16 protein-coding genes are annotated in these 18,514 nt (G+C 65.4%); 13 read left to right on the top strand and 3 right to left on the bottom strand.

All coding sequences use genetic code 11. From position 1 onward, the window contains the following. Positions 1 to 76 precede the first annotated feature (76 nt). Together lanL and ACFFGN_RS18195 are read left to right on the top strand one after the other, a co-directional pair. The gene (gene lanL, locus ACFFGN_RS18200; protein WP_380049041.1) at positions 77 to 2,779 is read left to right on the top strand and encodes a class IV lanthionine synthetase LanL; all 2,703 of its coding nucleotides are present in this window, start codon (positions 77 to 79) and stop codon (positions 2,777 to 2,779) included. Continuing rightward, positions 2,776 to 4,704: an ABC transporter ATP-binding protein gene (locus ACFFGN_RS18195; RefSeq protein ID WP_380049039.1), complete on the top strand. Its 1,929-nt coding sequence runs from the start codon at positions 2,776 to 2,778 to the stop codon at positions 4,702 to 4,704. The genes lanL and ACFFGN_RS18195 overlap by 4 nt, the downstream gene beginning before the upstream one ends. A 120-nt stretch (positions 4,705 to 4,824) precedes the next feature. On the opposite strand, the gene ACFFGN_RS18190 is transcribed toward ACFFGN_RS18195, so the two are convergent. After that, positions 4,825 to 4,968: a hypothetical protein gene (locus ACFFGN_RS18190; protein ID WP_380049037.1), complete on the bottom strand. Its 144-nt coding sequence runs from the start codon at positions 4,966 to 4,968 to the stop codon at positions 4,825 to 4,827. A 258-nt stretch (positions 4,969 to 5,226) separates the two neighbouring features. Between ACFFGN_RS18190 and ACFFGN_RS18185 the strand changes: the two genes are divergently transcribed. From ACFFGN_RS18185 to ACFFGN_RS18160, 6 genes are all read left to right on the top strand, one after another. Then, positions 5,227 to 6,033, top strand: a complete 807-nt coding sequence (locus ACFFGN_RS18185) for a class I SAM-dependent methyltransferase (RefSeq protein WP_380049107.1) — start codon at positions 5,227 to 5,229, stop codon at positions 6,031 to 6,033. 415 nt (positions 6,034 to 6,448) lie between these two features. Continuing rightward, on the top strand, positions 6,449 to 6,673 hold the full coding sequence (locus ACFFGN_RS18180; RefSeq protein WP_380049035.1) for an AfsR/SARP family transcriptional regulator: 225 nt from the start codon (positions 6,449 to 6,451) through the stop codon (positions 6,671 to 6,673). Beyond that, the gene (locus ACFFGN_RS18175; RefSeq protein WP_380049033.1) at positions 6,628 to 7,047 is read left to right on the top strand and encodes a BTAD domain-containing putative transcriptional regulator; all 420 of its coding nucleotides are present in this window, start codon (positions 6,628 to 6,630) and stop codon (positions 7,045 to 7,047) included. Before ACFFGN_RS18180 ends, ACFFGN_RS18175 begins: the two co-directional genes overlap by 46 nt. Before the next feature lie 401 nt (positions 7,048 to 7,448). Then, positions 7,449 to 8,387 carry a hypothetical protein gene (locus ACFFGN_RS18170; RefSeq protein ID WP_380049031.1) on the top strand — a complete coding sequence of 313 codons (939 nt, stop codon included), beginning with the start codon at positions 7,449 to 7,451 and terminating at the stop codon, positions 8,385 to 8,387. Between the two features lies 1 nt (position 8,388). After that, positions 8,389 to 9,102 (top strand): class F sortase, encoded by a 714-nt coding sequence (locus tag ACFFGN_RS18165; protein ID WP_380049030.1) that lies wholly within the window; start codon positions 8,389 to 8,391, stop codon positions 9,100 to 9,102. A 146-nt stretch (positions 9,103 to 9,248) separates the two neighbouring features. Beyond that, complete coding sequence (locus ACFFGN_RS18160) at positions 9,249 to 9,965, top strand: PIG-L deacetylase family protein (RefSeq protein ID WP_380049028.1); 717 nt, start codon at positions 9,249 to 9,251, stop codon at positions 9,963 to 9,965. Positions 9,966 to 9,971: 6 nt separating this feature from the next. On the opposite strand, the gene ACFFGN_RS18155 is transcribed toward ACFFGN_RS18160, so the two are convergent. Continuing rightward, positions 9,972 to 10,577 carry a sigma-70 family RNA polymerase sigma factor gene (locus tag ACFFGN_RS18155; protein ID WP_380049026.1) on the bottom strand — a complete coding sequence of 202 codons (606 nt, stop codon included), beginning with the start codon at positions 10,575 to 10,577 and terminating at the stop codon, positions 9,972 to 9,974. A 214-nt stretch (positions 10,578 to 10,791) separates the two neighbouring features. Between ACFFGN_RS18155 and ACFFGN_RS18150 the strand changes: the two genes are divergently transcribed. Beyond that, positions 10,792 to 12,942: an MMPL family transporter gene (locus ACFFGN_RS18150; RefSeq protein WP_380049024.1), complete on the top strand. Its 2,151-nt coding sequence runs from the start codon at positions 10,792 to 10,794 to the stop codon at positions 12,940 to 12,942. Positions 12,943 to 13,176: 234 nt separating this feature from the next. Here ACFFGN_RS18150 and ACFFGN_RS18145 read toward each other — a convergent pair whose 3' ends face one another. Beyond that, positions 13,177 to 13,500, bottom strand: a complete 324-nt coding sequence (locus ACFFGN_RS18145) for a winged helix-turn-helix transcriptional regulator (RefSeq protein ID WP_380049105.1) — start codon at positions 13,498 to 13,500, stop codon at positions 13,177 to 13,179. A 126-nt stretch (positions 13,501 to 13,626) separates the two neighbouring features. Between ACFFGN_RS18145 and ACFFGN_RS18140 the strand changes: the two genes are divergently transcribed. The 4 genes from ACFFGN_RS18140 (at position 13,627) to ACFFGN_RS18125 (ending at position 18,402) form a co-directional block, all read left to right on the top strand. After that, the gene (locus ACFFGN_RS18140) at positions 13,627 to 14,178 is read left to right on the top strand and encodes a carboxymuconolactone decarboxylase family protein (protein ID WP_380049023.1); all 552 of its coding nucleotides are present in this window, start codon (positions 13,627 to 13,629) and stop codon (positions 14,176 to 14,178) included. Between the two features lie 555 nt (positions 14,179 to 14,733). Then, positions 14,734 to 16,647, top strand: coding sequence for an AfsR/SARP family transcriptional regulator (locus ACFFGN_RS18135; protein ID WP_380049021.1), 1,914 nt, complete (start codon positions 14,734 to 14,736; stop codon positions 16,645 to 16,647). Between the two features lie 78 nt (positions 16,648 to 16,725). Then, positions 16,726 to 17,481 carry a hypothetical protein gene (locus ACFFGN_RS18130; protein ID WP_380049019.1) on the top strand — a complete coding sequence of 252 codons (756 nt, stop codon included), beginning with the start codon at positions 16,726 to 16,728 and terminating at the stop codon, positions 17,479 to 17,481. A gap of 192 nt (positions 17,482 to 17,673) precedes the next feature. After that, on the top strand, positions 17,674 to 18,402 hold the full coding sequence (locus ACFFGN_RS18125; protein ID WP_380049017.1) for a hypothetical protein: 729 nt from the start codon (positions 17,674 to 17,676) through the stop codon (positions 18,400 to 18,402). The last annotated feature ends 112 nt before the right edge of the window (positions 18,403 to 18,514 follow it).

The following is an 18,514-nucleotide window of genomic DNA, read 5'->3' as shown; positions in this document are numbered from 1 at the left end:
AGCGCAGTTGGAGATCGTGGAACGGGCGGCGGTCTCGCGCCGTCTGCCGAGAGGGCGCAGAGAGTGGTGGGCACAGGTGAAGCATGAGCAGGACACGGCGCAGGCTGACAAAGCTCTCCTGATCGATGTGGTCAGGGCGGTGCTGGACCGGAATGGAGGCCAGCGCTGGGTGGTGCGGCCCGAGACTGGCTGGTGTTATGTCCATCCGCCGGATTATCCGATGCGAGCGCACGGCTGGAAGCTGCACGTGTCGGCGACCGCGCTCTCCGCACCGCTCGTGCTGGCACGATCGGCTGAAGTGCTGGTGCGTGCGGACTGTTCTTTCAAGTTCGGCACCGACATCCCGCGGGTCATCGAGCTGAATGGAGCCTGGTACCAGCGCGGCGCGGGCGGCAAGTTCGTCACCGTCTATCCACGAGACGACGAGCACTTCCGGCAACTGGCCGTGAGTCTGCACGAGGCGACCAGCGGAATTGCGGGCCCCGAGATCCTCTCCGATCAGCCTTACCGACCCGGCAGCCTCGTGCATTATCGGTACGGCGGCATCAATGGGCAGAGGGTCTTCACCGACGACGGGATCTCCGAACACCGGATGATCGGACCGGACGGCACGGTGGTCACGGACGAGCGCCTCGCCTGGTTCATGCCACCGCCATGGGCTAGTTCGCCGTTCGACGAGCAACCCATCGAGGTCGCGGAGGCCCCTGAATCCCTGCTGCTCGATGGCCGGTTCCGCGTCAGCAAGGCTATTAGGCATGCCAACAAAGGAGGCGTTTTCCTGGCGATGGACGAGCACGACGGGCGCGAGGTTGTGGTCAAGCAGGCCAGGGCGAACGTGGCTGCGGGTCTAGACGGCCGCGACGTCCGCGACCGGCTCCGCGACGAAGCCAGAATGCTGGATGTCCTCGGGCCGCTTGGCGTCGTACCCCACAAGATCACGGTGTTCGAGCAGCAGCGGGACCTGTTCTTGGCCCAGGAACTGGTGTCGGGCGACGCTTTGAGCGATTGGGCTGTCGACCGGTCCACGGGCAGTGGCGACCAGGTGAAGCAGGCACTGACCGTGGCCCTCGGCCTTGCGCGTGCGGTTGTGGCCGTCCATCGTGCCGGTTATGTGCTTCGCGACCTGAAGCCGCAGAACGTGATGGTCACGAAGGATACAGAGATCCGCCTCATCGATGTCGAGTTCGCGGTACCGCAGGGCGAGGATACGCCGGTGGTTGGCACGCGCGGCTTCATGGCCCCTGAAGTCAGCGACGCGATGAATCGGGGCGGGAACCATGCAGCGACTGCAGCCCTGGATTGCTTCGGACTCGGTGTGACGATGTTCTGTGCATTGACCGCCTCATCGCCGATGCTGATCTCCGGACAACCGCGGGGTGTGCGGGACCTCATCATCTCGGAGTTGGTCCGGCATACTCCTGTACTAGGTCCGTTCGCCGAGCTCGTACTCGGGCTCACGGAGGTCTCCCCGGTCGAGCGATGGACGTTGCCGGAGGCCATCACCTACCTGGACAGATTCGGCGATCCATCGACCGTCCGGCTTTCGCCACGGGAGCCGTTGCCATCGGAACGCGTCCGCCTGGCAACCGGCGTCCTTGATGAACTCCTGGCCGACGGCCTCACCGACCTGGTCGATCGCATGACGCCACACCGGCCGGCGCTCTGGCCGCCCGACGCGGGTGAAAGTGGCGAACGGGACGCGAGTACGGCGTGGAGTGGCGCGGCCGGGATCCTGGCAGTGCTGACCCGCGCGACTGCCGCGAAACCCTCGGAGGCCCGTCTTCGGCAGGCCGTCGAGATCGCCGCCCATTGGCTCGGCGAACGGGTACTCCAGGTACCACGCGTGCTACCGGGGCTCGGCTTCGGCCGTGCGGGAACCGCATGGGCCCTGTACGACGCCGCGCAGCTGATCGGTGATCAGCACCTGTCCGAACGGGCAATCGGATTGGCGATGCGGTTGCCGACGGACGGGCCCAGCCCTGATCTGACCCATGGACTGTCGGGCGCTGGTTTGGCCCATCTCCATCTGGCTGGTCTGACCGGTGACGCCGAGCTCACGCGACGGACATCCGTGCTGGCTGACGGCGTCGTGAATGCGGCTGTCCGCCGTGACCAGACGTGGACCTGGCCGACCGCTCCGGAGGCAGATTCGATGCTTGCCGGAAGCAACGTTTATGGGCTGGCTCACGGGGTGGCCGGAGCCGGACTCTTTCTGTTGGGCGCCGCGCTCAGTGGTGCCGATAGTGACGCGAAGTATCTCGAGGCGGCTAGGGGGGCCGGCGAGACGCTGCTCGAAGCGGCCGGGGCAAAGGACGGATCGATCTCCTGGCCGAGAGCGGTGGACAGCACTGAACACACGGTTACTGGCCAGTGGTGTGGTGGCCCAGCAGGCATCGGTGTGTTCGTTCTGCGATTGGGGATGGCGACCAATGATCAGCGCTATATCGACCTTGCCCACCGCTGTGCCGCAGCCGTAATGACCGACCCGTGGCGACTGACCACCGGAGCGTGTTGTGGCCTGGCGGGAGCCGGGCAGTTCCTGCTCGATCTGGCGCAGTATTCCGGACGAGAGGTCTACCGCGACCACGCGACTCGACTGGCAGGGGTCCTCAAGCTGCAACTGTGGGCGGACGATAGGGCCGAGACGGCGCGGCATCGAGGAACGGACAGTAGCTACGCGTACGGCTCCGCCGGCGTGCTGGGATTCCTGGTTCGGCTGCGGTACGGCGGTCCGGCGCCCTGGATGCCCCGAATCCTGACCGCGGCGGCCGGCTCGTGAATGACCCCTTGTTTGGCAGCGGCATCCAGGCGAAAGGGCGCTGGATCAGCCACCACACCCACACGTCGGAGGTCGGCTTCTGGACGACCGTACGAAATCTGCCCCGCGTGGCCGCCGTCGCCTGCGCGTTGGCCTGGGCAGCCGATCGCCGTGCTGCGCTTGTCGCGGGTTTCGCGAATATCGGGCAGGCACTTGCAGCGGCTCTGAGTCTGCTGGCGGTCAACGAGGTACTGACAAACCTGGTCGCTGCCGATCCAACCCCAGAGCGGGTCAGAGCGGCGCTTCCAGCGTTGCTCTGGGCGCTCTGCTTGGCGGTGTGCGGCTCGCTTTGCCGCGCTCTTGCCACGGCTGCTGGTGGGCAGTTGGTCCCCAAGGTGCAGCGAGTTGCGGAGCAGAAGCTATTGGAGCGAGTGGCCAATGTGGAGCTGGCCGTACTGGAGGATGGCGCCTTCCAACGCTCCCTAGCCGGCGGGCAGCTCGGCGTTCGGGCGATCGAGCAACTGATACCGGCGGTGCTTTCGTCGTTGAGCGCGCTGGCGGGGGTCGCTGCCACGGTGGGCGTCATCGGCGTGCTCCACCCGCTGCTGATGCCGCTACTCGTGTTGGGCGTCGTTCCGCAGGCTTGGAAGGCGGTTGCAATGGGGCGCCGCCAGTACACCTCGGCGGTGCGATGGCTCACCGAGTCACGGCAGAAGGACATCCTGGTCGAACTGCTGACTGACCAGGGATCACCTGCAGAGGAGATCCGGGTTCACGGACTCGCCGGTTTCCTGCTTGGTCACTACCGGCGCTTGGCCGGTGTGCTGGAAAAGGAACGGATGCGCCTGTCGCGCACCGAGGCCAAGATCGGCGTTCTGGCCGACGCCGCGGCGGGAGCCACCCGGTTGGCCACCTACATCGCCCTGGGGGGTCTGCTGCTGGCAGGAGAACTGAGCGTGGCCTTAGTCGGTACCATGATGTACGCCATGACGAGGGTCACCGCCCAGCTGTCATCGCTGTTGACCCAGTTCAATGCCTTGTACCGGCACGGCTTGTTCGTCGCCGACTATTCTCGAGTGCTCGAATCGGCCGGTGCGGCTGCTATTTCCAGGGGTGGGATCCGAGACGCGGTCTGGCCCGAGGTGATCTCGGCTCATGACCTCGTTTTCAGCTATCCGGGAGCCGCGGAGCCCGCGCTCGAAGGCGTCGACCTGGAGCTGCGGCGGGGTGAGGTGGTCGCGTTGGTGGGAGTGAACGGGAGTGGGAAGAGTACTGTCGCCCGGCTGCTGGCAGGTCTCTATCAACCGCAGCACGGAACCATCAGGTGGGACGGAATACCTGTCCAAGAGCTCGACCGGGAGACGGTCGCAGCGCAGATCGGATGGATCGGCCAGAATTTTCAGCGGTGGCCATTCACTGTTCGCGCCAATACCATCGTCGGCAGGCCTGACGCCGAGGCCGGCGAGGAACGACTCGCCGCAGCGGCGGATTTTGCGGATGCCACGGAGACGATCTCGGGTCTGCCGGACGGCTGGAATACCCTGCTCGCCCGGGACTTCGAGGGCGGGGTCAACCTGTCCGGCGGCCAGTGGCAGCGAATAGCCTTGGCTCGGGCGACCTTCCGTGATGCTCGAATTCTCATCTGCGACGAGCCGACGTCAGCTCTGGACCCGCTCTCCGAGGCAGAGACGTTCGAACGGTTGATGGCTTTGGCCGGCCGGGACCAGACCGTCCTGCTCATCACTCACCGCATGGGGTCGATTCGTCATGCGGACCGCATCTATGTGCTCGACTCCGGCCAGGTCGTCGAGAACGGTACCTACGAGCAACTGATGGCCAGAGGGGGCCTGTTCGCCACCATGTATCTGAAGCAGCGCCGACAGTTCGACCTGTCGCCACCGGCCCAAGAGACGCCACTGCGAGACGCAGTCAAGTCGCTCGACTGACGAAGCAGCCCTCGATCCCGAGCAGCACGAAACAGCAGCGGACGTAGCGATGCCCGGTGGGAACCTCGGTTCCCACCGGGCATCGGCTACCTGCGATTGTTCAGTGAGTTGAACGACGGATCAGCCGGCGGTGGTGATCGTCGAGCCGCCCGAGTGGTACGGCTTGCAGGGGTTCGCAGTCGGCGACTCGGAGTCGTAGCGGCAGATGGCCTGCTCGGGGCGAGCCTGGATCTCGGGCAGCATCTGGAGGGCACGGATGTCCATACTGAATTCCCTTCGGTAGCGTGGCGCGACCTTGTGCCGACCACAACCGCAGCTTCACAGAATGAGCTGAGTTGTCGCTGGACGACTGCTGACGTGTCGTTTGCCCGCACTGTTTCAGCAACATTTCAGGATGACCTCAGCTGTGCGTAAGAAGCTGAGAGAGCGGCGATACGACGAACGCGACAGTTCGCCGACTCTCACGGCTCGACGCAATGCGAGCGTGATTGACCTGACTGAGAAGGAGATCTGGTGCCGGAGATGCAGGGCGGGGAATTTGCCGCGGTGAAGGCGAAGCAGCAGCAGACGTGGTCCTCCGGGAACTATGCGGTGATCGGCACGATGCTGCAATTGACCGGGGAGAACCTCTGCGAAGCGGTGGATGTGGTCGCGGGCGAGCGGGTCCTCGACGTCGCGGCCGGCAACGGAAACGCTTCACTCGCCGCCGCGCGGCGGGGCGGACAGGTGACCTCGACCGACTACGTACCGTCCCTGCTCGAACAGGGGCGGGCGCGGGCGGAGGCGGAAGGCCTGCCGATGACCTTCGAGACCGCCGACGCCGAGGCGCTGCCCTACGAAGACGAGTCCTTCGACCTCGTGCTCTCGACGTTCGGGGTGATGTTCACGCCCGACCAGGCGCGAGCGGCCGCGGAACTGACGAGAGTATGCCGCGGTGGTGGCCGGATCGGGATGACTGCCTGGACGCCGGGCGGCTTCATCGGGCAGGTTTTCAAGATCGTCGGCTCGTTCGTCGCGCCGCCGGCCGGGGTGGCGTCGCCGCTGCGCTGGGGTGACGTCGACGCGGTAACGGATCTCTTCAAGGGCCAGGGCTCGGTCCGGGTCGACACCCTTGACTATGTCTTCCGCTCCCGCTCCGCACGGGAGTGGGTCGACATGATGCGCGAGTACTACGGTCCTATTCACAAAGCGTTCGGGGCTCTCGAGCCGACTCGGCAGGCCGAGTTCGAGGCAGCGTTGATCGAGCTCGCGGAGGGGATGTCGACCACCGGCGATGGACAGCTGAGGGTGCCGTCCGCGTACCTGCAGGTCGTGGTGACCCGAGACTGACCAGATGACTCGCCCAGGACATCGGTCCATCACATCGACCGACGCCGCGCGATGCGGGCCGATGTCCTGGGGCCGCTGGAGGTACGGCTGGCCGACACCGCGCCGCTGGACCTGCCACAAAGCCGCGCGAGCTATTGGCCGCGCTGACTCTCCGGCTCAACCACTGTGTTCCCGCGGGCCAATTGGTCGACGCGCTTTGCCCGGCACACCGCCTGCTAGCGCGGAGGTCACCTTGCGCAGCCACGTCGCGCAGTTGCGACGTGTTTGGTCGCCGATGCGGCGGCCCGGTGGTGACGCGGGCAGCAGGGTACGGGCTGTTCCTCGACCCCGATCAGGTAGATGCGTTCCGTTTCGAGCGGCTGGTCGACCACGGCCAGCAGGCGCTCGCCACCGGTGATCCATTGCTGGCCTCGCGGTGTTGGAAGAGGCTCTCGGCTGTTGGCGGGGGCCGGTGCTCGCGGATCTCGGCGAGCCCCTTTTCGCGGAGCCGGACCGGGCCCGCCTGGCGGAACTGCGACTCGTCGCCTTCGAAGACCGGGCCGAAGCCGAGCTTGTCCTAGGACGGCACCAGCGGGTGATCGGAGAGTTGGAATCGTGCTGGCCGCGAATCCGTTCCGCGAAAGGCTTTGCGGCCAGTTGATGCGTGCCCTCTGCCGGTCTGGACGCCAGGTCGACGCGTTGTCCCTCTACACCGCCACGAGACGACGGATGGACGATGAATTCGGCCTCGAAGCCAGGTCCAGAGCTCGCCGAACTCGAGGCGGCCATCCTTCGGCACGACCCCACTTTGACCGGGACCCCTACGCCCGTGACCCGGACGGGGAAAGGGGAGAGCAAGGCCCCACCGGCGTCTGCGTGTCACCCACCTCGCGTCGCAGGTCCGCCGCCGGACGCGGCATTCGAGGCGGCGATGATGACGTTCAGCGTTTATCACCTGCCCTGGCAGGAGGCGGACGCGCTGTGGACCTGGAGTCACGCGCTGTCCCCGGTGGACCCGCTGCGGTCGCGAAGTAGAATGTGGCTGCGACGATCTTGGCCGGCATCTCGGCCGATCCCCGATGGCAGTCGTGGGGGGCTCGATCTTGAGCGACGGGCTGAGAGCGCCCTGCCATCGTGGCTGCGCCTTCAGCGGGAATTCAGGACTGTCTGTCACGGTGTGCGCTGATCGTCGGCCATCCGCACTGACAAGAAGTAGGAGAAAGAAGCGCTCTAACCAGGATCTTCGGTCCCACGACCCTCGCGGCGAGTCGTGAGCCGGCTGCCTCTGCGTGGCGACTCGCGCACGCACCTCATGCCGAGGGTTCTGTGGGGCCAGTGGCTGGGCGGGATGGCGGCGCATTCCGGTTGCTGACGTACGGCAGCATGACACGTGAGGATGAGTTGTGAATGAAGTATCAAGGAGTAGGCGGGCAGGTGTGACCGCGAAGGGGAAGAGTTCGCGGGCGATCGCGCTGCTCGGCGGCACTGGCGCGTTGGCGCTGGTGCTGGGTGGCGTCACGCTCGCGATGGCGTCGTCGGCGTCTGCCGACGGCATCGTGGAGCCCGGCAACCCGACCTGCGCGCAACTGGTGCCGGGATCGACGGAGATCAAGTTCGACCCGCCGACACCGGGTTCGAAGACCGCGAATGGCGTCACGGTGACGTGGACCGAGCGTGAGGTGCTCGATGACGATGTCGACGCCCCGGACCATCCAGGCGACCAGACCGGCGGTCAGCTCGTCGACTTCACCGCTACCGGCGGTGTCGTGCTCGGGGCTATCGTCAAGGGCGGTCCGAACGCGAACTTCTACGACTACCGCCCGGGCGGAACCGTTGCCGGACTCGGGCTGCACACTCCGGTGAACAAGAACGACAAGTTCTATGGCCTCAGCCATCTCAAATTCTGCGTTGCCAAGGCCTCGACCACGCCGACGCCGAGCGAAACCCCGTCTGAGACTCCGAGCGAGACGCCGACGCCGAGCGAAACCCCGTCTGAGACTCCGAGCGAGACCCCGTCGCCGAGCGAAACCCCGTCTGAGACTCCGAGCGAGACCCCGTCGCCGACGCCGTCCGAGACTCCGAGCGAGACGCCGTCGCCGAGCGAAACCCCGTCTGAGACTCCGGGCGAGAACCCTTCCCCGACACCGACGCCGTCGGGGACGACGAGCGTCACGCCGACCGGCTCTCCGAGCACGCCGATCGCGGTTCCGACCGAGATCGACGCCGGTCTGTCCGGCGGGATCCAGAACACGTCCGTGGTCACCGGTCCCGGTCCCCACGGCGCCGGGGGCATCGCGTTGCTCTGTCTCGGTGGTGTACTCGTGTTCGCCGGTGTGCTGAAGGCACGGCAGCGTCGCGGTCAGCACTCAGCCTGACATGACCGGAAAGCGTCGCCGCCCGGGACGCGCTCGTCTGTTTCGATGGACCAGCGTGGCCCTGGCGGCCGGCGCGGTGCTGCTCCTGATCGGCGGCTACCAGCAGCTCAGGAGCAACACATCGGCCGCTGACGGCCGGCAGCAAACGTCTGCCGGCCCGTCGTCGGTTCCAAGGACCTCACCAGCGAAGTCGACCAGCGCCGACCCGGCCCGCCCTTCGCCGAAGCCCACCAGGCCGACGCCCCCTGCGGAGATCAGAAACACGGGTCCACTCAAGCCAGGCGACCCGGTGCGGGTCGCCGTGCCCAGTCTGGGCGTCTCCGCCAACGTGCTCAGGATTCGCGCCCGCGACAGAGCTCTCATCCCGCCCTCGAATCCCCGCTTGATCGGTTGGTGGTCCGACGGCGCCAGACCCGGTGCGGCCACAGGCGCTGCCGTCATCACCGGTCACACCGTGCATGACGGTGGTGGCGCCTTCGACCAACTCGACGAAGTGACGGTCGGTGACGCGATCACGGTGACCACCACCGGGCAACGCACGGTCCGCTACGTGGTCGCGTCGGTGACCATCTATCGCAAGAAGGCCCTAGCCAAGCAGGCCGCGCGAGTCTTCAACCAGAGCGGTCCGGGCCGGCTGGTCCTCGTCACCTGCGAGGACTGGGACGGCACCGCCTATCTGAGCAACGTGGTCGTGATCGCCAAACCCACGACGTGAGCCCCGCTAGCTGATTCCTACTCCAACACCCGACCTGGCGATGCGTCCATCCGGCGGCTCTGCCGTCCATACCTGCGTGGCCGGGTGTAGCAGGGAGTGCTCTGCGGGCCGGACGTACTGATGGATCAACGGAGAGGTAGCTGACGATGGAACCGATGCCCGAGTGGCAGCGCATGCTGGCGGTAGTGGCGCATCCCGACGACTTGGAGTACGGCGCGGCATCGGCCATTGCGCGCTGGACCGCCGAGGGGAGGTCGGTTTCGTACCTGCTCGTCACCCGCGGCGAAGCCGGCATCGACGGGCTTTCCCCGGAGAAGGCAGGCCCGATCCGAGAGGACGAACAGCGCGCGAGTGCAGCGGTGGTGGGGGTCGAAGACGTCACCTTCCTGGACTACCCCGACGGCACGGTGGCGTATGGCGTGGACCTGCGTGCCGATATCACCGCGCACATTCGCCGGGTGCGTCCGGATGTCCTGCTCACGACCACCGGCGAACTGACCTATGGGGAACGCAGTCTCAACCAGGCCGACCATCGAGTGGTCTCGCTGGCGGCACTAGACGCCGCGCGCGACGCCGGGAACCGCTGGATCCATCGGGATCAGCTCGATGAGGGTCTGGAGCCGTGGAACGGTGTGGAGCACGTCTACCTGATAGGCACGCCGACGCCGACGCACGGCGTGGACGTGAGCGATTGGCTCGACAAGGGCATCGCCAGTCTTTGTCAGCACCGTGCCTACCTGGACGGTCTAGGGCGGGAGTTCGACCCTGAGATGTTCATCCGCATGATGACGGCTCATGGCGGTCAGCTGTTCGGCTCGGCGCACGCCGTGGTGCTGGAACAGATCCAGCTCGCAGGCGTCTGACCTGGCTTAGGCCGGGGCGGTATGTGGATCGTGCGCGCCGTCCCGGCCGCTCTCCTTGCAGGCGCAGCTGCATTCGCCTGGGCAGGGGGCGATCTCGAGCACTGCGCCACGGGCGTCGCGTTCGACGTGACAGCAGCCTTCGACCAGGGTGCGCAACTTCGTCCGACCTCGCTGGACCCGCGACTTCATGCCGGAGACTGATACCCCTGCCGAGAGCGCTGCCGCTTGATGCGTTGAGGCGTCCATGTCGACGATCCGGAGGGCATTCGCCTGATCGTCGGGCAGGCTGCCAAGCATGCCGGCAGCACAGCTCGCCGCACGTTCACCGGCCTGGTCATCCTCGATGCTGGCGTCGAACTGGCCGACGCCGTCCGGGACGGCGGGCACGGCAACTTCCCGCCGTTGGGATGCCCGGCGGTAATGGTCGATCAGAACCCGGCGCGCGACGGTGTAAAGCCAAGCCGGCCCGGGCTGCTCGGGCGGCGTACGGACCGCGCGGAGGAAGACCTCCTGCAGCAGGTCATCCGCATCTTCGGCGCTGCGGACTCTACGCAGCAGGAAGCGGCGGACATCGTCGGCGTGCAAGCGCCACAGTTGATCGAGGGGACTCATGCCGTGCTCCAGGGGATGTGCTGCTCGTTGATTAGATCTCCATCTAATTTGACACAGGTCGATGCTCTCGGCAAGTACCAACCCGGACCGACGCAGCCGATGAAGTGGCTGGCGACGGCAAGTGAGTGGCCGAGCGCACCGGGTGGCAGCTGCGTCCATCGAGGCGACGGACCGTCCGTAGGCACGCAAGATCCGTACCCTGAGAAGGAGTCCCATGTCTGTCGCCACCACTCACGACGGGTCCGCGTCGCCACCGCGGCCCCAGCGGACGTTCGCCGACCACGCCGCGGCGTTCGCGGTCCGATATCGCCGGCAGGTGCTCGTCGCGTGGCTGATCCTGCTGCTGGCCGCGGCTCCACTCGCCATCTCACTTAAGGGCTCGCTTTCCGGGGCAGGATGGGCGGCGTCAGGTTCCGAGAGCGAGCAGGTACGTCACGAGTTGCGGCACGACTTCCCCCAGGTCGGCGCCGAGGCCGCGGTCGTCGTGGTCCAAGTGCCGGCTGCCACTGCACGCGATACCGCCGTCGCGGCCGTGCTCGCCGTACTGAAAGACCGGCCGGTGGTGGCCGGGGTCACCGATCCTCGTGCGCACGGCGTGACCGGGTTGCTGAGTGGAGATGGCCGGACGGCGCTGATCCCGGTGCAACTGAGTGCCAGCGAGGATGCGGATCGTCCGCACGCCGCGCAGGAAGTCGCCCACCTTGTCGACACCGCCGACCTCCCTGCTGGGACGACCGCCGACGTCACGGGGGAGTGGGCGATGTGGTCTGACTTCAACGAGTCCAACGAGAAGGCCATGATCAAGGCCGACATCCTCAGCGGTGTGCCGATGATGATCATGTTGTTCTTCGTATTCGGCAGCCTGGTCGCGGCCGGCATGCCGATGATGCTGACGATGGTCGGTATCGGCGTCTCGTACGGCATCCTTCGCCTGGTCGCATTCGTGCTGCCGCTGTCCGTGTGGTCCATGAATATGTCGATGATGATCGGTATGGCGCTGGGCATCGACTATGCGCTGTTCATGATGACCCGCTATCGCGCCGAACGTCGGCGTGGACAGGACGTCGAAGCAGCGCTCGCGACCACGTTAGCCACTTCGGGTAAGGCGATCATGCTGTCCTCGCTCGCGTTGGTGATGGCGATCGGAACGGTCCTGGTTCTGCCCGTGATGGTCTTTCGGTCGATGGCGTTGGCGATGATCGTCGCCGTACTGATCGTGGTTCTGGCGGCACTCACGTTGCTGCCGGCCGCGCTAGCCGCCGTCGGCGATCGCGCCCTGCGCGGAAGAGTGCAGGGCGGTGGCCGGAGTGAGGTCCGCTGGCGCGCTTGGTCGCTGCGGGTAGTCCGGCGGCCTGTGCTCGGCCTTGCTGTCGGAGTCTTGGTGCTGGGGGGCCTGATGGCACCGGTGGCCGGTGTCGAGCTGAACATGCCCGGCGCGCGAGTGGTCGATACCGGGTACGACAGCCGCGACGGCTACGACCGCCTAGTGGAGGCGTTCGGACCCGGCGCCGGCTCGACCGTGTTCGTCACCGTCCCGGAGAGCGACTCGGGGAAGGCGATCGACATCGCCTCGGGGGTCACGGGGACCAACGCCGTGGACCGGGTCTCGCAGCAAGCGGCTTCGGGTAGGACGGTTCTCCGCGTCACACCTCAGACAGGGATCGACGATAGCCGCACCGGGGAGCTGGTCCGGGAACTGCGGGCGGGACTTGACGCCGCAGGCCTTGAGGCACGTGTCGGTGGACCGGCGGCGCAGAACGTCGATATGACCGCAGCGTTGTCCGCCTCGGCCCCCTGGATCATCACGCTAGTCCTGGTGTTGTCCTTCGTGATGATGCTGCTGGTGTTCCGCAGCCTGGCCATCGCACTGCTGTCGTGCGTGATGAACCTATTCACCGTCGGGGCTGCCTTCGGAATCGCGGCGCTGATCTTCCAGCACGGTGTGGCTGCCGCACTCATCGGCATCGAGCCGCAGGGCTTCATCAACGCCTGGGCGCCGGTGTTCTTCTTCGTGATCTTGTTCGGGTTGTCGATGGATTATCAGCTGTTCTTGCTCGCGTCGATCCGGGAGAAGTACGAGCTGACCGGGCAGACCCGCGATGCGGTGCGTGACGGCATCGCCGCGACCGGCAGGCCCATCACGAACGCGGCGATCATCATGGTCATCGTCTTCGTCGCCTTCGGTGTTACCGGCCCGCTGCCGCCGACCGAGCTGGGTATCACGCTGGCCAGCGCGATCATTCTCGACGCAACGGTGGTCCGGATGCTCATCGTGCCGGCCGCACTCGCCGCCTTCGGCGAACACACCTGGTGGCTTCCGCGCCAACTCGAGCGACTCCTACCGAAGTTCACCTTCAAGCACTGACACGCTCCGACCGAGAGTGGTCCATCCAGCTGGCGCGCGTCAGTAAGGAGAATCCGCGTCAGTTTGCCAAGGTTGCTCCGCCAACCAGGGTGACAGGATCGTCACTAGGAATGCCGATATCGGTCAATGGACGGTGACTGGGCGCACAGTACCTGCGCTGCTCAGCTACACACATGCGTTCTTGGTGCGGAAGCAGGGCCGAGCTATGCCTCTTGAGGCGAAAACTCCTTCGCATCAAAGGGCGTCGTCACGGTCAGCAGGTGACACATTCTCGGACTGACGACTCCTTGCGGCTTGTCCTGCCCAGCGGTTCGCCCAAGTTTGTAGCGGGCTCAGAGCATCGTAGAGTTCCCTGCCGAGTGGCGTGAGCTGATGAGCCTTCGAGTCATCCTGCTCGGCAATGCCGGCGTCGCGCAGCTCACCGAGTCTGGTGTTCAACACAGTCGGCGACAGGTCGCCACAGCGTTGCTGGAGCGCACGGAATCCGACCGGGCCACCGCGCAACTCCCAGAGGATCCGCAGAGTCCACCGGCGGCCCAGGAGATCCAGGGCCGCCATGATCGGCCGACCGGTGCTCGATCCCCTCACTGGATTGCCTGTTCTCGCCATCTCGCTCCTCCTCTTGCGCTACTAAAAACGTAGCGCTACGTTCTCAGTAGCATTCTATCTGAGGAGGAGATCGCGTTGTCTGAGCTGTTGTCACCATTGGCACCGCCGTACGACCCGGATACCGAGGCTCTGCTGGCGAAGTTGATGCCGCCTGGCAGCGCGTTCGAGCCGCTACTGCTGTTCCGGCTGCTTGCCGTCCACTGCGACCTGGCCGACCGTGCCCGCCCCATGGCCTCGGGTCTCCTCAACAAGGGCCTGCTGCCGGCGCGGGATCGCGAGATTGTGATCAGCCGTACGACGGCCCGGTCCGGCGCGGAGTACGAATGGGGTGTCCACGCGGTCATCTACGGACCGATCGTGGGCCTCTCTCCGGAATTCCTGAACGCGTTGGCATCTGCGGAGGCCTCTACATTCGAGGGTCACGACCGGCTGCTCGTAGAGGCTGTAGACGAACTGCTGTCGCCACAGCCGACTCTATCCCCTGCAACGCTTGCTGCACTCAGAGCCGTCTACACCGAAGCCCAAGTGCTAGAGCTCCTTCTACTCGCCGGGTGGTACCGAACGTTGTCGACGGTGATCCTCTCGGCCGAGCTGCCACGCGAATCCTGGGCCGCGCGATTCCCCTAGCTGTGGTGAATTGATTCGCCTCCACTGAGTTGGACTCGACCGCCCAGGGAGCTCTCAAAGCACGCTCTCGTCAGGTGGCTGATATCTGCAGACCTCGAAGCCGACAGCCCGCTGTCCGCGGCGATCATCCTCGACGCGTCCGTTAGACCGTGTTTGCGTCCTTCCGGCTGGAGTCTCGTCTGTAGGGGAGCCGACGACGATTCGATCATGAAGGGAAACTGAAATGTCGCAATGTTGTTCCACGGATGAACTCACAACCTGCTGCGAGCCCCAAGCCAAGGAGAGTTGCTGTGGTTCCGCAGCGGACGCCGCCAACCCGGCAGAGTCCGCAGACGCCGAGGGCCAAACACCGCCGTCCACTTGTGGCTGCCGCTGAGTCAGTGGCTATAGGGATCGACCGACCGTTCTGTGGCCGGGCAAGAGTGAAGGCCTGACCTCTGCTCTTGCGCCATCACCCAGAACGGAGTGGCCGGCCTTCGACGCCGCGGCCCAGCACACACTGGGCCCGGTGAGCGGTACACACGGCCAAGCCGTGCTCACGGGAGGGAAGTATTGGTGAGTATTCTATCGAGTTGCGAGCCGGGCGAGCGCCTGTTGTCGGTCGACCCCTGGGCGGCTCAGCAGGGCGCCGCCCCGATCGCGACGAGCGTGCCGGATCCGTTGCAGGTCAGGCTGCTCGGTACGGTCGACGTGGTCGCCGCGGGTGTCGTGCGACCGTTGGCCGGTCTTCGCCGGAAGGCAGTGCTCGCGGCATTGGCGCTGCACGCTGGTCAGACCGTCGCGAGCGACTTCCTCATCGATGTGGTGTGGTCGGGCCATACGCCGGCGACGGTGGTGAATACGTTGCAGAGCCACGTTTCATACCTGCGCCGTGTACTCGGACGGCCGGATGTGCTTGTCGCCAGTGCGCCGGGGTACCGGCTGGAACTGGGCTTGGGTGGGACTGATGTGCAGGCTCTGGACGTGCTGCTAGCTGCGGCCGGGCGAGCCACGGACCTCCAAGTCAAGAAGGCACGCCTCCGCGAGGCTGTCGGGCTCTGGCGCGGTGTGCCACTGGCTGAGGTGACGGGCAGTGCCTGGCTCGCCGATCAGGCGGAACGGCTCAAGCGGATGCACCACACCGCCGTGACATCGCTGATCGAAATACGGCTGGCACTCGGAGAACACACGCAACTCGTCCCAGAGCTCGAGGACCTGACGGCCGAGCATCCGTTCGATGAGGACCTGACCGGACACTTGATGCTCGCGCTTTACCGGGCAGGAAGGCAGGCTGACGCACTTGCGGCCTTCCGGCGAGTCCGGCAGCGACTCGACGATGAGCTCGGTATCGACCCCGGCCGTGCTCTCCGGGCACTGGAGCAGGCGATTCTGGAGCAGTCCGACTCACTCGAATTGCCCAGTGCCACGATTTCCTTACAGGAGGTCGCAGTACAGCTGGGGCCGGCGGCCCAATTGCCGCCGGTTGCCGGGGAGTTGACGGGCAGACAGCCGGAGCTTGAGCGAATGGATGCGGCGTTTCAGAAGAAGCACCGCACGGTCGGTGCTGGGCCCCGGACCGTCGCAATCTCTGGAATGGCCGGTGTCGGCAAGTCCATGCTGGCCTTGCAGTGGGCACATCGGAATGTGTCTCACTTCCCTGACGGTCAGCTGTACCTGAACCTTCACGGATTCGACGCCACTAAACCTGCCATGCAACCTGAGAACGCATTGCAGGTTCTGCTCGCCCTTCTTGGTGTTCCGCCTCGGCAGCTTCCCGTGGATCTAGGGGCGCTCACTGGCCTCTACCGGAGTTTGCTTGCGGGGAAACGGGTTTTGATCGTCCTGGATAACGCGAGGGACGCTGAACAGGTACGACCGCTGCTTCCGGGCACGTCGGAAGGAATGGTCCTAGTGACGAGCCGAAGCGATCTGTCACCCCTGGCGATCACCAACAGCGCCGATCTTCTGCAGCTTAAACCGTTGGACGCAGGGGCAGCGTATGACCTCTTGACGAGTCGGCTTGATACGGTGAGTACGAGCGTCGGTGACATCGAGGCGATCGCCGCCCGCTGTGAAGGATTGCCACTCGCTTTGGTGGTCGCGGCCGCACAGGTGAATCTTCGTCCCTACGCCGGCGCTAGTGACCTGGTCGACGGGATGCGGACCAACACGGGGCTCTTGGATATCCTCGACGGGGGAGACTCCGCTACTGACTTGCGGAGGGTGTTCGGCGGGACGTACCGGCGGCTCAGCGATCAGGCAGCTGAGGTCTTTCGGTCGATCAGCCGTTTAGAGGCAGCGGAGATCACCCCGGCGGGAGTCGCGCGTTATGCGATGCTCCCCGAACCGGAGTGCCGTGCGCGGCTGGCGGAGCTGGCTCGTCTCAATCTGGTGGAGCTACGAGGACGCGATCGGTATGCCGTTCATGGTCTGCTGCGGGCGTATGGCGCTGAACTCGATCGTGGAAGTTCTGCCGTCGCAGTTGCGTGAGGAGTTCAGAGCTGCTTCAGCGATGTCCGCGAGCCTGGTAATGGCCGATGGTGATAAATCGGGCCCTGGAGGGTTTCCTTGCTGAGCGATGACATCACGAAATTCCGTGCGGCACTCTGCGACGGCCATGTCCTTCGGTTCGCGCTTCGGGCGGACCCGATCGATCCGTTGCCGGTTGACCGGCGTGGCAGTCTCTGGGCTGATGGCGCGCGAGGTTTTCGCTTGCGCATTGAGGAAGAAGTCTTTCACGACGGTAGTGGCGCGCGGGGCGGCCCGCGCACCGAGTTGCTGGACCAACATGAACTGTTTGGCCTCCTTGAGACGCTCAGGCGTGCCGGCGCGACCTTTGAGATCGGTCCTCGCTGGGAGCGATCTGCGTGGGCAGAGGCGGGCGATGAAATTCGAAGGTTTACCGGGGTCGCCGCCGCCGCGACATATGAGGCGTTGCATCACGAGGCGAATCGCTGGCTTTACCGAAGCGCAGGCCTGTCCCGGCTCGTGGACGTAACGGTGCCGAGAAGGGCCGGCGAGATCCTCTACTTCCATCGGGAGGCTGGCCTGCTGCTCAGTGCGATGACGCTGACTGACCTGGATGCGCATCCCGGACTATGGGAACTTCTGAGCGCTGTGGACGCGCGACTCGCTCATCCGCGTGACGACGTGGATCGCCTTATCGGGCGGTTGGTACACCATGCGCTGCGGGGGACCAACGATGGCGCGGTGTATGTCCCAGCCGTACGGCGGGTCTACCTCTCAGACCTTCAGCCGACTCCCCACCAGGTGGCGCTCTGGTGCCATCGCAGCCACTTCAGCCCGCCTTCAGCCGATCGCTGAGCCTTGGCCTCGAGCCAGCGGAGCGGCGGCCGACTACCTTGCCACCATCGCCTTGCCTGCTCGGCTGTCGGGCGACCGAGTCGACTTGCAGTGCGATCCGGTACCGCAACCGACGCCACAGAGCACGTAGCGAGCAATGCGACCGGACGATCTGCACACCACGATTCTGAAGACCTCCCGGAGGTGACTGCGATGAAGACAGTTCGATTGCTCGTAGGTATCGCGGCTCTGATCTCGGTGTTCGCCGGGACCGCAGTGGTGGGTGTGGCGCCAGCATCAGGCGTCCGGACCTATCTCACGGTGATTTACGGGAACAGCTACCCGGAGTTGGGCATCACGTACTTCACCAGCGAAGGCGCGGACGTGGTGAGTGTCGAGGTCGAGTCAGGTGACAATGGCCGGATCATCTTCCGCGATCCGAATGCGGCGGCCATGAGCTTGATCGACGATCAGCCTGGTACGGCGTGCACGCTGGACGACGCCGTCACGATCAGTTGCGCAAAGTCTGTTGTGGATGGCAACAATCCGCCGAGTCTGCGGCGAGTTCACAATGTCAGCGTGGTGAGCTGGGGTGGCGACGATGTGATCGCCTCGGCAGGCTTCGGCATGGTGATGGGTTCCACCTACACGCCCATCACCGTTACTCTTTCCGGTTGGGAGGACGCCGACACCCTGACCGCGACCGGAGGCCGTTCCCGGTTGATCGGCGGTACCGGCGACGACCGGTTAGTGAGCGGACCGGGTACGCCGAACTTCCGGGATTCCCTCGACGGCGGTGAAGGTAACGACACCATCGACAGCGTCACCGGATCCCCGGATCTCGACGGCGTGTACTGCCGGACCGGGACCGACCACGTGGTGAAGGACACGGGCGACATCCTTTATGACACGGCCAGTTGTGAGTCTGTGACGACGCCATGATCTTCGGCGCCCTGCCCAAACCGACGGGCCTGGCAGCCCGCGTGACGGCAGGGCCGCCATGAGATCTCGTTCCAGTCCGAGGCCAGCGAGAGTTCATGAGTAGCCACAAGAA

Source organism: Kribbella deserti (assembly GCF_042434725.1).
GTDB classification, from domain to species: domain Bacteria; phylum Actinomycetota; class Actinomycetes; order Propionibacteriales; family Kribbellaceae; genus Kribbella; species Kribbella deserti.
The sequence above is the reverse complement of the archived record's forward strand: the minus strand, read 5'-3'. Positions and strand labels throughout refer to the sequence as shown.

Bases quoted from the DNA above. Each gene is read 5' to 3' on its own strand.
- ACFFGN_RS18190 (WP_380049037.1), bottom strand. From the start codon at position 4,968: ATGGACATCCGTGCCCTCCAGATGCTGCCCGAGATCCAGGCTCGCCCC.
- ACFFGN_RS18185 (WP_380049107.1), top strand. From the start codon at position 5,227: ATGCAGGGCGGGGAATTTGCCGCGGTGAAGGCGAAGCAGCAGCAGACG.
- ACFFGN_RS18165 (WP_380049030.1), top strand. From the start codon at position 8,389: ATGACCGGAAAGCGTCGCCGCCCGGGACGCGCTCGTCTGTTTCGATGG.
- ACFFGN_RS18160 (WP_380049028.1), top strand. From the start codon at position 9,249: ATGGAACCGATGCCCGAGTGGCAGCGCATGCTGGCGGTAGTGGCGCAT.
- ACFFGN_RS18155 (WP_380049026.1), bottom strand. From the start codon at position 10,577: ATGAGTCCCCTCGATCAACTGTGGCGCTTGCACGCCGACGATGTCCGC.
- ACFFGN_RS18150 (WP_380049024.1), top strand. From the start codon at position 10,792: ATGTCTGTCGCCACCACTCACGACGGGTCCGCGTCGCCACCGCGGCCC.
- ACFFGN_RS18145 (WP_380049105.1), bottom strand. From the start codon at position 13,500: ATGGCGGCCCTGGATCTCCTGGGCCGCCGGTGGACTCTGCGGATCCTC.
- ACFFGN_RS18125 (WP_380049017.1), top strand. From the start codon at position 17,674: ATGAAGACAGTTCGATTGCTCGTAGGTATCGCGGCTCTGATCTCGGTG.